The organism is Streptomyces sp. NBC_01092 (genome assembly GCF_045039535.1).
Lineage (GTDB): Bacteria > Actinomycetota > Actinomycetes > Streptomycetales > Streptomycetaceae > Streptomyces.
Window position 1 is genome coordinate 7,376,208 of the sequence record NZ_CP108659.1, and the last position, 14,952, is coordinate 7,391,159.

At 69.3% G+C, this 14,952-nt stretch carries 10 protein-coding genes and 1 pseudogene; 4 read left to right on the plus strand and 7 right to left on the minus strand.

The features are described from left to right. Window positions 1–8: 8 nt before the first annotated feature. The 4 genes from OG254_RS33645 to OG254_RS33660 are packed head-to-tail and all read right to left on the minus strand — an operon-like array spanning window position 9 to window position 5,912. Window positions 9–212, minus strand: coding sequence for an MbtH family protein (locus OG254_RS33645; RefSeq protein ID WP_147993859.1), 204 nt, complete (start codon window positions 210–212; stop codon window positions 9–11). Between the two features lie 3 nt (window positions 213–215). Beyond that, complete coding sequence (locus OG254_RS33650; protein ID WP_405589281.1) at window positions 216–4,088, minus strand: non-ribosomal peptide synthetase; 3,873 nt, start codon at window positions 4,086–4,088, stop codon at window positions 216–218. A 49-nt stretch (window positions 4,089–4,137) separates the two neighbouring features. Then, entirely contained in the window at window positions 4,138–4,407 is a 270-nt protein-coding gene (locus OG254_RS33655) for a phosphopantetheine-binding protein (protein ID WP_351188116.1), read from the minus strand. Next, complete coding sequence (locus OG254_RS33660) at window positions 4,404–5,912, minus strand: FAD-binding oxidoreductase (protein WP_351188118.1); 1,509 nt, start codon at window positions 5,910–5,912, stop codon at window positions 4,404–4,406. The genes OG254_RS33655 and OG254_RS33660 overlap by 4 nt, the downstream gene beginning before the upstream one ends. 574 nt (window positions 5,913–6,486) lie before the next feature. Between OG254_RS33660 and OG254_RS33665 the strand changes: the two genes are divergently transcribed. From OG254_RS33665 to OG254_RS33675, 3 genes and pseudogenes are all read left to right on the plus strand, one after another. Continuing rightward, window positions 6,487–7,707, plus strand: coding sequence for an ATP-grasp domain-containing protein (locus OG254_RS33665; protein ID WP_405589285.1), 1,221 nt, complete (start codon window positions 6,487–6,489; stop codon window positions 7,705–7,707). Continuing rightward, entirely contained in the window at window positions 7,704–9,059 is a 1,356-nt protein-coding gene (locus OG254_RS33670; protein WP_405589288.1) for an MFS transporter, read from the plus strand. Before OG254_RS33665 ends, OG254_RS33670 begins: the two co-directional genes overlap by 4 nt. Further along, a pseudogene (locus OG254_RS33675) lies at window positions 9,029–9,160 on the plus strand (dTDP-glucose 4,6-dehydratase); the annotation flags it as partial. The gene OG254_RS33670 and the pseudogene OG254_RS33675, both read left to right, overlap by 31 nt. Here the strand turns inward: OG254_RS33675 and OG254_RS33680 are convergent. Continuing rightward, complete coding sequence (locus OG254_RS33680; protein WP_405589291.1) at window positions 9,157–10,167, minus strand: helix-turn-helix transcriptional regulator; 1,011 nt, start codon at window positions 10,165–10,167, stop codon at window positions 9,157–9,159. The pseudogene OG254_RS33675 and the gene OG254_RS33680 sit on opposite strands and share 4 nt — an antisense overlap. 213 nt (window positions 10,168–10,380) lie before the next feature. On the opposite strand from OG254_RS33680, the gene OG254_RS33685 reads away from it, so the two are divergent. Beyond that, window positions 10,381–11,994, plus strand: a complete 1,614-nt coding sequence (locus tag OG254_RS33685; protein ID WP_405589294.1) for an MFS transporter — start codon at window positions 10,381–10,383, stop codon at window positions 11,992–11,994. Between the two features lie 181 nt (window positions 11,995–12,175). On the opposite strand, the gene OG254_RS33690 is transcribed toward OG254_RS33685, so the two are convergent. Continuing rightward, complete coding sequence (locus OG254_RS33690) at window positions 12,176–13,543, minus strand: L-serine ammonia-lyase (RefSeq protein ID WP_405589296.1); 1,368 nt, start codon at window positions 13,541–13,543, stop codon at window positions 12,176–12,178. 92 nt (window positions 13,544–13,635) lie between these two features. Continuing rightward, window positions 13,636–14,946, minus strand: a complete 1,311-nt coding sequence (gene glyA / locus OG254_RS33695; protein WP_405589299.1) for a serine hydroxymethyltransferase — start codon at window positions 14,944–14,946, stop codon at window positions 13,636–13,638. Window positions 14,947–14,952 lie beyond the last annotated feature (6 nt).

The following is a 14,952-nucleotide window of genomic DNA, read 5'->3' on the forward strand; positions in this document are numbered from 1 at the left end:
ACGTCTCCTCAGTCGGCTTGCATCTGGCTGCGCAGGCTCAGTGGCCGCAGGTCGGTCCACACGCGATCGACGTGGGCGAGGCATGCCGCCTTGTCGCCGCTGAATCCCTCGGCGCGCCAACCGGACGGAACGTCACGGTCGGCGGGCCAGATCGAATGCTGTCCCTCGTGATTGACCACCACGCTGAACTCACGGTCCTCGTCGTCGAACATGGCCTACGTCGTCCTCCCGGTCGCCGGTTCACTCGTTCCTGGTGCGCCGCCCAGCGCCCAGCCGATCGCCTCCGGGAGCATCGCCTCCCACGCGGCGTAGGTGTGGCCGCCGTCGCCGTACGCGCACCGCACGTGGTGGCCGCGCAGGGCCAGGTCCTCCCCGGTGCGTTCGGCGGCGTCCAGCTGGCTGATGCCGCCGTCGAGCATCGCCTCCGCTTCCTCGCGGCTCGCGGACAGGAAGAACCGGGCGGGGCTCGGCCCGGCGTCGGTCGACGGCAGGAGGCGGTGGTCGGTCAGCGGGCCGGACATGCCGACGGCTCCGTCGAAGCTGTCGGGGCGGCGCAGTGCGGCACGCACCGCGGTGACGGCGCCGAGGCTCGCGCCGACGGCCGTCGTACGTCCGCCGCCCCGCCCTCGCTCGCCCAGCCAGTCCCGCAGGTGCGGGATCAGCTCGTCGGCGAGGACGTCCACGAAGTCCTCGTGGAGCAGTTCCCGGTTGCGGACCGACCACTCGGCCGGGCTCACGAACAAGGCCGCCGTCGCCGGGATCCGGCCCTCAAGGACCAGACGGTCGAGCAGGGCGGGCAGCCGCATGATGTCGACGAACTCGGAGCCGTCGAGCACGATCAGGGTCCGCAGGTCCGGGCCCGGTTCCCCGGCCGAGACGAACAGGTCGAGCCGGCGTGCGCCGGGGAACGTAGGGCTGTGCCACACGTGCTGTTCGAGGCGGTGCTCGCGCGTAGCGGCGCCGAGGTCAGGGGCGCTCTCCTCCAGGATCGCGGCCGCGAACGCGGCGGGCGTCCGGTGCGTCATCATCAGCCGCAGTGGGACCTCGCGGCCGAGTAACCGCCGGATCGCCGCGGTCGCCCTCGGCACGAGCAGGGAGTGACCACCGGAGGCGAAGAAGTCCGCCGTGGCGGGCACCGTCCGGCCCAGCACTGCGGACCACGCCTCGACAACACGCGCCTCCAGGCCGGTAGTTGGCGCCGTGGGCGCCGATTCGACCTCGGCGACGGGCGGCAGCGCCGTGCGGTCCACCTTGTTGTTGGCGGTCAACGGGATGCGGGGTACCTCGACCACATGGTCGGGGATCATGTACGCGGGCAACGTCGCGCCGAGCCGGGCGCGCAGCGTGGGTACGTCCACCGGGTCCGTCGTCACGACGTAGGCGGCCAGGGCCGGTCCGGTGGCCGACTCGACCCGCAGTGCGACGGCCGAGGTGATACCGGGCTCGCGCAGCAGGACTTGCTCGATCTCGCTCAGCTCGATCCGGAAGCCGCGGATCTTCACCTGCTTGTCGGCGCGGCCGAGGAAGTCGATCGCACCGCTCGGCAGGTACCGCCCGACGTCACCGGTGCGGTACATACGGGCGCCGGGCGGGCCGTACGGATCGGGGACGAACGCCGCCGCGGTCGCTCCCGGGCGGCCGTGGTAGCCGCGGGCGAGTCCGTCGCCGGCCAGGTAGATCTCGCCCCGCATGCCGACGGAGACGGGGCGCAGCTCCCGGTCGAGGAGGTACACGCGGGTATGGGGAAGGGCGTACCCGATCGGTACCCGGCCGGCCTTCCACTCCTCGCCTTCGAACAGTGTGGCCAGCACTGTGCACTCGGTCGGTCCGTAGGACGCCGTGACGCGACACCCGGGCAGGCCCTCACGCGCGGCGGCGAAGCTCCTCGGGTTGACCACGTCGCCCCCGACGACCAGCCGGCTCAGGCCCGCGAGCGTCCGGATGTCCCGTTCCACCAGCAGGTCGAGTTGCGGGGAGACCAGCTTGAGCGTGGTCACGCCGTGGGCACGGACGACGTCGTCCAGGCCGTCGAGGAGGGTTCCGGTGTCGGTCACCACGACGCTCCCGCCGTGCGCGAGGGGGGTCCACTCCAGCACCGCGACGTCGAACGTCAGGGGCCCGCACTGGAGGAAGGTCGTACCCGGCCCGACGTCGAGGTGGCGCGGTACCCCCGCCACCAGCCTGCTCAGCGCCCGGTGCGGGACCGCCACCGACTTGGGTGTCCCGGTCGAGCCCGACGTCGAGATGAGATACGCCAGGTTGTCGGGGGACGCGGCCCGCGGCAGATCCCCGGCGTCGTAGCCGCTCAGATCGAGCGTCCCGGCCCCGAAGACCAGCGTCGGCACCCCGCTCGGGGGCAGGCGGTCGTGGAGTCCTGGGCTGACGACGGTGAGGACCGCGCCCGCGTCCGAGACCAGGAAGCGCAACCGGTCGGCCGGATGATCCGGGTCGAGCGGCAGGTACGCCGCACCGGCCTTGGCGATGGCCAGGAGCACGACGAAGCGTTCGACCGTCTTGTCCAGGCAGACGGCGACCACCCGCTCGGGCCCCGCGCCCTGCGTGAGCAGGTGCCGGGCCAGTCGGTTCGCGCGCTCGTTGAGCTGCTGGTACGTCAGCGCGCCGTCCGCGCCGACCACGGCGGGAGCCGACGGTCGGCTCTGCGCCTGAGCCTGCACGAGTTCGACGATCGTCGTCTCCGGAGCGGCCGTCGCGTCGTTGGCCCCGTGCAGCCTTTTGCGTTCGGGCTCCTCGACCAGGTCCACCTGGTGCAACGGCAGTTCGGGGGCGCTCACGCCCTGTTCCAGCAGCCGGATGTAGCTCGTCGCGAGTGCGGAGATCGGCGCCTCGTCGAACAGCGCCGACCGGTACACGAAGGTGGCGCGCAGCCGTCCGTCGACGACCTGTGTGGTGAGCGAAAGGTCGAAGCGGGCCGTCACCGGCAGCTCGGGATACCACCATGCCGGCGCGCCCGGAGCCTCGGCGAGGCTCACCCGGTCACCGGCGTGGTTCACCGCGATGTCGAAGATCGGGTTGCGCCGGGATTCGGACCCGGCGTGCAGCGCGCCCACGATGCTCTCGAAGGGCACGTCCTGGTGCGCGTCCGCCGCCATCCAGGCGTCCCGTGTACGGGTCACGAGCGAGCGGAAGGTCAGCGGCTCGCCCGACAGGTCGACGCGCAGCGCCACGGTGTTGATGAAGAAGCCGATCAGGTCCTGCAGCTCCGGGCGCGGCCGGTCGGAGACGATCGCGCCGATGACGACGTCGGTCTGACCGCTGAACGCGCTCAGCGCCGCGGTCAGTGCCGCCGTCACCACGACGGCCGGGGTCGCCCGGGCGCGCCAGGCCATGGCGGTCATCGCCGCGGTGGCCTCTTCCGACAGCTCGACGACGACGGTGCCGGCCGCAGCGTCGTTCGCCGCGGACCGGGGGCGGTCCAGCGCAAGGTCCAGCCGTTCGCTCCCCTGCAACGCCCGCACCCAGTGGTCCAGTTGCGGCTGGAGCGCGCCGCTCCCGAGGAAACGGCGCTGCCAGTCCGCGTAGTCGCCGTACTGGACGGCGAGTTCCGGAAGTTCCGGCTCGCGGTGCTCCAGTGCGGCGTCGTACCACTCGAAGAGGTCCCTGGCCAGTACGTCCATGGACCAGCGGTCGGTGATGATGTGGTGCAACGACGTCAACACGCCGTATCCGTCGTCCAGTTCCGCGACGACGACCCGGAGCAGGGGCGGCCGGGCGAGATCGAAGGGTTCGCGAACCGCCCGGTCCACCGCGGCCCGCCAGTCGCTCCCCGCCCAGACGACGGGGACGTCGATCTCGTCGGCCACCTCCTGCGCGACCCTGCCGTCCGGGCGCAGGACGAACCTGGTCCGCAGGATCTGGTGCCTGCGGACCAGCCCGGTCAGCGCGGTGGTCAGCGCTGCGCGGTCCACTCCGTCCGGGAAGCGCCATCCGCCGGTGATGTGGTACTCGTACGACGCGTCCCCCTGGTGCAGCCACCACAGGCGTTCCTGTCCCGCCGACAGCGGGAAGTCCGCGGTGGAACCGCGCACCAGCGGAAAGGGGTTCGTCGGACGTGGCTCGAACTTCACCATGTGGACCTGCGCATCCCTTCGGGCGGGGAGGTGGATCGGGACTCGGACCTCAGCTCTGCGCGGAGCTCAGCACCCCGTCGACGGCCGCGGTGATCGTGTCGACGCTGCGGAACGTCGATTCCTTGAGCGCGTCCTCCGGCAGCTCGACATCGAAGGTGTCCTCGATGCTCAGCATGAGCCCCAGGCATGTCAGCGAGGTCATGCCCATGTCCCACAGGTTGTCGTCGTGCTTCAGCTCGAAGCCGTGGCCGGAGAGGTTGAGTTGCTGGTCGATCAGCTTCCTGACGATGTCCACCGTGGTGGTGTGGGAGGTGGTCACTGCGTCTCCCCGCTTCCGGTGCCGACCGACCGGGCCTGTGTCTCGCCGCCGCCCCGATGGCTGCGCAGATAGCGCCTGATCCGGCGGGCGCCGAGCAGGCTGCCCTGCGCGTACCAGAGGATGTCCGGGCCGAGCCCGTAGTCGATGCCGAGTTGGTCGTACGCCTGCACACACCGCGTCCGGTAGTACTCCGCGATCTGCGCCGTCGTCATCTGCGGGGCGGCCTCCGCGCCGGTCTCGAACCAGCCGGCGAGGTTGTGCTCGACGTACTCGTTGATCGACCACTCGATCGTCCGGGTGACGATCGGTTGCCGCGTCGGCGCGAACATCGGGTCGATGGTCCCGGGCTTGCCCTGCAGCTCGTTCGCGACGTGTTCGGCCAGCAGTGGCGCGCAGTGGAACCCGTCGCGGTACGTGCCGGTCATGAGGTAGAGACCGGACGGCGGCAGCCAGCCGATCATCGGGAAGCCGTCCAGGGTCACCGGGCGGTTCCCGGCGAGCCACTGCACGACCTCGTGGCCCGCGGCCCGTTCGTCCAGCTGCTGCATCGAGTACTGGGCGAGGAACCTGACGTCGGCCATCCAGGTGACACCGGTGATGGAGTCCACCAGACGGTTGGTGGCGCCGTAGTACTCCAGCCCGTCGCCCTGGGGCACGACGTGCAGCCCGCACGCGAAGCCGCGGTTCGGGGTGCGCACCACGCTGCGGAACGGGTCCCCACCGGTGCGCCGCGCGATCATCGCGAAGCCGAGACCGGGGAACGTGGGGATCAGATCGATGTCCTCGGACACGGTCCGGACCAGCGACTCGCTGTGGATACCGGCAGCCACGACCACGGTGCCCGCCTCGATGACATGACCGTCGTCGAGCTCGACCCCGGTCACGACGTCGTCGCTGCTCACCAGCCGGCGCACCGACTGGTCCACCTGAACCGCACCCGCGTCACGCAGCCGGGCCTCGAGTGCGAGCAGCACACCGCGTGCGTCCACGGCACCTTCGGTCGGCAGATGCACGGCGCGCAGCGCCCTGGTGTCCAGACGGGGGTTGAATCCGGGTATGTCGTGGGGATCCATCTCCTCCCACGGCTTGCCGTACTGATCGAGCGCGTCCAGCATCGCCTTGAAGTTGTCGGTGTCCAGTTCGGCGCCGATCGAGTTGAGCACGACGTGCGTGTCGGGCGCGCTCAGCAGCGGGCGTCCCGTCCGCGAGAACTTTTCGAGCTTGTCCAGCACGGCAGGCCACCGCTCGTGCGCGTTGACGCCGAGTTCGAACCGGGTACGGGCGGCGTCGGTGCGTAACGACTCCGTGGTGGTCTCGCCGAAGCAGCCCAGCATCGCGCCGGCCGCCTGGCTGGCCCCCGTCTCGCGGTGGCTGGGCCCGACCACGACGACGGAGCCCATTCCGCGCTCCATCAGTTCGTCGGCCAGGAACAGGCCGAGCGCCCCGTTGCCGACGATCACGACATCGGCTTGCGTCGGCTTTTCGGTGATTGCTTGTTCCGTCACTTTCGGAACTCCCCCTTATTGCGGGTGATGGCCCAACAAAGGCACTGAGAGGAGTGGCGCCGGCAATCGTCCGCCGGGCCACAGGGAGATGCGCACAGTATTTGTCGTGCACGGTGAAATAGCGCGGAAGTTGAAACCCAGAAGCGATCACTGGACGCGGTCAGGCGTTGATCTTCGCTGGCACCCCCGTACACGGATCGCGATCCTCGCTCCCGGGTCAGGCCGGACGCGTGGTCGCTCAATGTCCGTACCTGGCGCTGCGCCGACGCTACCTCCTCGCCGTCGCGACACGAAAGTGAAATCTGGCGGTGACAAGTGAATGGCGCGTTCTCATCGCCGGAATAGCACGCTCCCATTTACTCGATTCACCGGTGCTGATGGAGAGATTCCGAGATCATCGCGACTGAGTCCCGCCATGGCCCTTTCCGGCCACCATGTCTGTGGAGTGATGCGCCCGCCGCCCGGCGCGGAGTATCTTCCGGTGTTGTGCACGCAGGGCGTCAGGGGAAATTCACCGGCCGGTAAGAGAGGTTCCACGTTGTTAAGTGATTCCGTCGGCCCTGGACCCAGGCCGGTGATTGCCGTGGTGGGAGGGAAGCCGAAGATCCTCCGGAAGGCCCATGACCTCGGGCTGGGCGTGGTCTACATCCAGTACCAGGACGAGTACGACAGCGCCCACTGGCCGTATGTCGACCAGGCTCTGCTCGTCGACTACGCGGACACCGAGCGGGTGCTGCCCGTGGTGCGGTCGTTGTACGAGACCTTTCCGTTCCAGATGGTCATGTCGCCCTGGGAACTCGGGCTGTTACCGGCGGCGAAGATCGACAACGAGCTCGGGCTCGGCGGCAACTCCCTGGAGACGGTGGAGCTGCTGCTGGACAAGTCGAGGATGCGCCGGCATCTCAATGCGTCGGGAATCAGCCCCGTTGCCGCCGAGGTGGGCCGGACCGAGCAGGATCTGCGGGAGTTCGCGCGGGCCAACGGACTGCCGATCGTGGTGAAACCCATCGACGAGGCCGGCAGCATCGGCATCTTCCTGGTGCGCGACGAGTCGGACCTGGCGTCGGTCGTGGAACGCTTCCACGCGCTCGGCAAGCAGATCGACAAGAAGGACCTGGCGGGAGATCTCGACCGGTTCCTGATGGAGGAGTATCTGGACGGCCCCGAAATCAGCGTGGAGACGCTGAGCTTCGACGGTCGCCATGTGCTCGTGGGGATGACCGACAAGGTCTGCGTCGACTCGGGTTTCGTCGAGACCGGCCACTCCCAGCCGAGCCGTCACCCCGCTGCACTGCTGCGCGATGTCGAGGAGCTGGTGCTGAAGTTCCTGGACGCGATCGGGCTGCGCCACGGCCCGGCGCACACCGAGGTCAAGCTGACCTCTCGCGGGCCGGCGATCATCGAGTCGCACAACCGCGTGGGCGGTGACCGTATCCACGACCTGACCGAGATCGCCTACGGCATCGACATGGACCGGTATGCGCTCGGCTCGCGGTTCGGCCTGGTCGAGCCACTCCAGCAGACTCCCCAGCCGGTCGCGGGCGCGGCGATCCGCTTCTTCACACCTGCGCCGGGGCGGGTGACGGAGGTGACCGGTGCCGAGGCCATCGCCGACGACCCCGCACTGTTCGACCTCGTCATCTCGGTAGAGCCCGGAGACGAGGTACGACCGCTCACCTGGAGCGAGGACCGGGTCGGCCATGTCGTCGCCAGGGGTGCGACCGCCGAGGAGGCGATCGCCAACTGCGAGCGGCTGCTGGCGGCGGTACACATCCACACGGAGCCGATCACGTGAGCACCGAGCAGCCTGGCGTGAGCGATCCGCCGTTCCGCGAGACCGTGCGAGAGCTGCCGGCCCGTGTGTGGATCGTCAGCCTCGGCATCCTCGTCAACCGATGCGGCAACTTCCTGCCGGTGTTCATCGTCCTCTACCTGACCAGCCAGGGCTATTCACCGGGCGCCGCAGGGCTGGTGCTGGGCTCCGCCGGGCTGGGCAACGTGCTCGGCAGCGCGCTCGGCGGATACCTCGCCGACCAGCTCGGCCGGCGCTGGACCATCGCCCTGTCCGGCGGCACCACCGCGGCTCTGACGGCCGTCATCCCGATGCTGGACACCCTGGTCCTGAACATCGTCGTGGTCGGCCTGGTCGGAGCGGCGTCACAGCTCTACCGGCCGGCCGCCGCGGCCCTGCTGACCGACTCCGTGACGACCAACCAGCAGCGGGTGGCGGCCTTCGCGGTCTTCCGGTTCGCCATGAACCTCGGTGCCGCCGCCGGAGGGTTCCTCGGTGGCTGGCTGGCGGCCAACTCGTATACGGAGTTGTTCCTCGGCAACGCCGCCGCCTGTCTGCTCTTCGGCGTGATCGCGGTGCTGCTGTTGCGCGACGTGCCGCGCGGCGGGTCCGGCGAAGGCGCGGCGGACACGTCCGGAGCGACGAAGCAGGAGCAGGGCAGTTACCGGCTGGCGCTCGCCGACCGTCGCCTGCGTCGGTTCCTGCTCATGACGGTGATCGCCGAGCTGGTCTACATCCAGTCGACCGTCGGCCTGCCCCTGCACGTCACCGCCAGCGGACTGTCGGAGGCCGACTTCGGGCTGCTGATCGGCCTCAACGGTCTGCTCGTCCTCGTGTGCGAGCTGCCCATCGCCGGCCTTGTGGTGAAACGCCGGGCCGCGTATGTCCTGGCCTGGGGGAACCTGGCCACCGGGGTCGGCCTCGCGCTGACCGGCTTCGCGACGGACATGATCTGGCTCGCCGCGACCGTCGTCCTGTGGTCACTGGGCGAGATGATGTACTCCTCCGTGGCCAACGCCCACCTGGCGGGACTGTCTCCGTCCGGCATGGTCGGCCGCTACCAGGGCCTGTACGGAGCCGCCTTCACGTTGGGTACCGGCGTCGGCCCTCTCATCGGCGCCGCGATCTACGCGTACAACGAGTGGGCACTGTGGGCGGCGATCGGGGTCGCCGGTGTGATCTCCGCCCAGCTCTGCCTGCCGAGCCGCCGTGCCCCGGCTCCCGTGTCCGCCGAGGGCGACGACGGTGAGCCCTGTCAGCCCGACGGTGACTCCCGACAGCCCGACGGTGAGTCCCGTCAGCCCAGCGGCAAGACCGGGAAACCCGCCTCAGGAGCCGACGAGGCGTCCGCCTGAACATCGGTGACGGCACCGAACTCACCAACAAGGAACTGGCGTCCCTGCTCCTGGAGGCGTGCGGAGCCGGCTGGGAGTCAGTGGAGTACGTCGCCGATCAGCCGGACGTTCCGGTTGACGGCCCCGAGGTGCTGTCGGACCGGGGTATTTCGACGTCGATGCGGCCCATCACCTTCCGGGCCGCTTCGGCGAGTTCGGGCGGACCTTCCACGGTGAAGCGACAACTGAAGGTGATCAGGAAGCCGATGAGCGCCGACCATGACCAGGCCCCCATCCGGATCCGGGTGATCCGGTCATCGATCGCTTCGAAACTCGCGGCCCCTGGAGCCCATTTCGCCACCAGCGTCGCGGGGCACTCCATCAGGACGGTGCCCCAGCAGGGCCAGGCGTCCGGGGTGTCACCGCGATCGGGTTGGTTCTGGACGAAGCGGGTGATGTCCGCCTCGGGACCCTCTCGCTCGCCGAAGCGCCAGGCGGTGGGGGCCAGATGCCTGATGCGGTCGAGCCGGTAGGCATGCCAGGAGCCGCGTTGCTGATCGTAGGCCACCATGTACCAGCGCCCTGACCAGACGACGAGCCGGTGCGGTTCGGCCAGGACTTCGCTGTCCTGCATCGAGTCGAGGTCGATGGAGCGGTAGGAGAACCTCACGAGGTCACGCCGTTGAGCGGCGGTGCTCAGCTGCGCGAGCAGTGCGGGATCGACCTGGGGCGGAGCGAGCTCCCATGCGTTCTCGATCTGTTCGATGGAGAAGGTCGCGAGACGGTGGGCCAGATGAGGCGGCAGCAGCTCCCTGATGGAGTTCAGCGCACGCTTGGTGGCATCCCCCATGCCGGTCACCGAGGCCGGTGCGGTCTGGAGGGACAGCGCGATGGCGAGGGCCTGCTCGTCGTCGACTATCAGCGGCGGAAGACGTGCTCCGCGGGACAACCGGTAGTAGCCGGAGGGGCCTTTCGTCGCCGTGACCGGGTAGCCCAGCTCGCGGAGGCGGTTGATGTCGCGCCGCACGGTCCGCGGGGAGACGCCCAGCCGCTCGGCCAGCCCATCGCCGGTCCACTCCTTCTGGGTCTGCAGCAGGCTGAGGAGTTCCAACGTGCGGTTGGCGATCAAGGATTGCCCTCCGGATTGGTGTGAGTAGAGGTCAGACTGCGTCCTCTACTCCTGCCATCGTGCCACTGCGCCGGGGCGAGAGGCTCCCCGGCCGGCCCAACCATCTCGCCCTCGGCGACCGAACCGGGCGCTCTTTGCCCAACAGGACGGATACACGCAGTGTCTGACAATTCATCTCGGCCCTTACCGGCCAACCGGGACCCTTGGCTGGGCTTGTTCGCCATTTCTCTCGGTGTGTCGCTGGTGGTCGTCGACTTCACCATCGTCAACGTGGTGATGCCGCCGATCATCGACGACCTGGAGATCTCGGCCTTCGACGCCCAGTGGATCCAAGAGTCCTACGCGATCGTTCTGGCCGCTCTGCTGTTGGTGATGGGGCGTCTCTCGGACGTCGTGGGAGCCCGTCGGCTGTTCCTGATCGGGACCGTGGTCTTCGGACTGGCGAGCATCGCCGCCGCCCTGGCGCCCTCCGGGGACCTTCTGATCGCCGGCCGGTTCGCCCAGGGCGTCGGCGGCGCGATCATCATGCCGACCTCGCTCGCTCTGCTCAATATGACCTTCCGGGGGCCGGACCGGGGCAAGGCCTTCGCCATCTGGGGATCCACGATCGGAGCGGCGGCCGCGGTCGGACCGCTGCTGGGCGGCTGGCTCGCCGAGTTCTCCTGGCGGTGGGCCTTCGGCATCAACATCTTCGTCGTGGTGCTGATCCTCTCGGGCGTCATGAAGTTCGTGCCGCGGTCCCCTCGGCAACCGGGCAAGGTCGACGCCGTCGGCGGCGTGCTGTCGGTGCCCGGCCTCGGCCTTCTCGCCTTCGCACTGATCGAGGGACGCAACTACGGGTGGTGGGAGCCGCGCAAGAGCTTCGGCCCCTTCGGGGACGGGCTGGACCTGTCCGTCATCCCGGTCGCTCTGGTCGTCGCTGTGGCGAGCCTGGCGCTGTTCCTCCAGCTCCAGGTCCGGCTGACCCGGGTGGACGGCACGTCGCCGCTGATGGACACCTCGTTGTTCGGCATCAAGTCCTTCAGCACGGGCAACATCGCGACGCTGATCATCGCGTTGGCGGAGTTCGGCATGCTCGCCGTTCTGCCCCTGTGGCTTCAGTACACCCTGGGATACTCGGTGCTCCAGACCGGGCTCATCGTCTTCATCGTCGCGGTCGGCAGCTTCTTCGCCAGCGGTGCGAGTTTCGGCATGGCCGAGAAGGTCGGCCCGATCGGCCTGGTGCGCATCGGCCTGGTTCTCGAGGCCGCCGGTCTGCTGATGTTCGGCCTTCTGGCCGGCAGTGATTCGCAGTGGTGGATCATCGGAATCGCCCTGTTCCTGTACGGCATGGGCGTCGGTTTCGCCACCGCGCAGGTCACCAACGTCGTACTGGCGGACGTGCCGCCACAGCACGCCGGCCAGGGATCCGGAATCCAGAGCGCCGCGCGTCAGCTCGGTTCCGCGCTCGGCATCGCGGTTCTGACGTCGACCTTCTTCACGTCACTGGACTCCGACCTGTCGGATCGGCTTGTCCAGCAGGGCGCGCCCGCACCCGAAGCGGACAAGCTGTCGTCGGCGGTCTCCGACAGCGCGGGCGCGATGATCTCCGGGCTGAGTGAGAACCCGCAGACGGCATCGGTCGCCGACGCTGCCCGTGATGCCATGTCCCACGCGATCCAGATCAACGGCTACACCTGCGCCGCGCTGCTGGCGCTCGGCATGCTCGCGACCCTCCTCATCCCCCGGCCCAAGGCGGATGCCCAGCAGTGGGGAGAGGAACACGCTCGCAGCGCTGCCCCGGACGCCGACGCCAACGTCAACGTCGAGCAGTCCCGCACCTCTTAGGGAGCGCCGCCCGGATGGCCGTCCCAGCGGGGGCGGCCGACGGGTTCGACGATGTCCGGTACCTGGAGCGGTTGATCAGGTCCTGCCCGATGGGACCCCTTGAGCTGGACCGCTGAGGCGCGAAAGCGATGTTCCACCCGGAGATCCGTGCAGAGATCCGCACGGATCCCTGCCCATCCCGTCAGCACTCGATGATGTTGACCGCGAGCCCGCCCCGAGCCGTCTCCTTGTACTTGACGGACATGTCGGCGCCCGTCTCCTTCATGGTCTTGATGACCTTGTCGAGGGACACCTTGTGGGAGCCGTCGCCGCGCATCGCCATGCGGGCGGCCGTGACCGCCTTCACCGCGGCCATGCCGTTGCGCTCGATGCAGGGGATCTGGACGAGGCCGCCGACCGGGTCGCAGGTGAGGCCGAGGTTGTGTTCCATGCCGATCTCCGCGGCGTTCTCGACCTGCTCCGGGGAGCCGCCGAGGACCTCGGCCAGCGCGCCCGCCGCCATCGAGCAGGCCGAGCCGACCTCGCCCTGGCAGCCGACCTCGGCGCCGGAGATGGACGCGTTCTCCTTGAAGAGCATGCCGATCGCGCCCGCGGCGAGCATGAAGCGGACCACGCCCTCGTCGTCGGCGCCCGGCACGAAGTTGATGTAGTAGTGCAGGACCGCCGGGATGATGCCTGCCGCGCCGTTCGTCGGGGCGGTGACGACGCGGCCGCCCGCCGCGTTCTCCTCGTTCACGGCCATCGCGTAGAGCGTGATCCACTCCATGGCGAGCGCCTTCGGGTCGCCCTCGGAGCGCAGCTTGCGGGCCGTGTTCGCCGCCCGGCGGCGGACCTTCAGGCCGCCCGGCAGGATGCCTTCGCGCGCCATTCCCCGCGCCACGCACTCCCGCATCACCCGCCAGATCTCCAGCAGGCCCTCGCGGATCTCCTCCTCGGTGCGCCAGGCCCGCTCGTTCTCCAGCATCAGCGCCGAGATCGACAGGCCCGTCTCCTGCGTCAGGCGCAGCAGCTCGTCGCCCGTGCGGAAGGGGTACTTCAGGACCGTGTCGTCGAGCATGATCCGGTCGGCGCCGACCGCGTCCTCGTCGACGACGAAGCCGCCGCCGACCGAGTAGTACGTCTTGGACATCAGCTCCGCCCCGGACGCGTCGTACGCCCACAGCGTCATGCCGTTCGCGTGGTAGGGCAGTGCCTTACGGCGGTGCAGCACGAGGTCCTTGTCGAAGGCGAAGGCGATCTCGTGTTCGTCGAGGAGCCTGAGGCGGCCCGTCGACTTGATCTTCTCCACCCGCTCGTCGGCCGTCTCCACGTCCACGTCGCGCGGGGAGGCGCCCTCCAGGCCCAACAGCACCGCCTTGGGGGTGCCGTGGCCGTGGCCGGTGGCGCCGAGCGAGCCGTACAGCTCGGAGCGTATGGAAGCCACGGAGGGCAGCACGCCCTCGTTGTGCAGGCGGCGGGCGAACATGCGTGCCGCGCGCATCGGGCCGACCGTGTGGGAGCTGGACGGGCCGATGCCGATCGAGAACAGGTCGAAGACCGAGATGGCCACGGGGACTCCTCAATACGGGGTGGTGCAGAAGGCTTCCGCGGGGTGCCCCGCCCGCTCACTGACCAGTGTGCGGGACACCCCACGGAAAGGAACTACTTGTTCAGAACGGGATAGAGCGGGTGCTTTTCGGCCAGTGCCCTGACCCGGGCCTTGAGCGCGTCGACGTCGGCCCCCCCGAAGGGAGAAGGCGCCTTCAGCGTCTCGGCGATGACATCGGCGACCTCGGCGAAGTCCTCCGCCGCGAAGCCGCGCGTGGCCAGGGCGGGCGTGCCGATGCGCAGGCCGGAGGTGACCATCGGCGGGCGAGGGTCGTTCGGGACGGCGTTGCGGTTGACCGTGATCCCGACCTCGTGGAGACGGTCCTCGGCCTGCTGGCCGTCCAGCTCCGAGTCGCGCAGGTCGACCAGGATCAGGTGCACGTCCGTGCCACCGGAGAGTACGTTCACCCCGGCCGCACGGGCGTCGGCGGCCGTCAGCCGCTCCGCCAGGATGCGGGCGCCCTCGACCGTGCGCTGCTGACGCTCCTTGAACGCCTGCGAAGCGGCCACCTTGAACGAGACCGCCTTGGCCGCGATCACGTGCTCCAGCGGGCCGCCCTGGAAGCCGGGGAAGACGGAGGAGTTCAGCTTCTTCGCGAACTCCTTGCTGCGGGCCAGGATGATGCCGCCGCGCGGGCCGCCCAGCGTCTTGTGGGTGGTGGAGGTCACCACGTCCGCGTGCGGCACCGGGTTGGGGTGCAGGCCGGCCGCGACCAGGCCCGCGAAGTGCGCCATGTCGACCCACAGGTACGCGCCGACCTCGTCGGCGATCCGCCGGAACGCGGCGAAGTCCAGCTGCCGCGGATACGCCGACCAGCCGGCGATGATCACCTTCGGGCGGTGCTCCTTGGCCAGGCGCTCCACCTCGGCCATGTCGACAAGACCGGTCTCGGTCTCCACGTGGTAGGCGACCACGTTGAACTGCTTGCCGGAGAAGTTCAGCCGCATGCCGTGGGTGAGGTGGCCGCCGTGCGCCAGGTCCAGGCCCAGGATCGTGTCGCCGGGCTGGGCCAGCGCGAACAGCGCGGCCTGGTTGGCGGAGGCGCCCGAGTGCGGCTGCACGTTGGCGTACTCGGCGCCGAACAGCTCCTTGACCCGGTCGATGGCGATCTGCTCGGCGACGTCGACGTGCTCGCAGCCGCCGTAGTAGCGCCGGCCCGGATAGCCCTCGGCGTACTTGTTCGTCAGGACCGAACCCTGCGCCTCCATCACCGCGACCGGAGCGAAGTTCTCCGACGCGATCATCTCCAGGGTGGACTGCTGACGCTCCAGCTCGGCGTCCAGCGCGGCCGCGACCGCCGGGTCCAGCTCGTGCAGGGGCGCGTTCAGAAGCGACTTGTCAGACGTGTAAGACGTGTCAGACATAAGGGA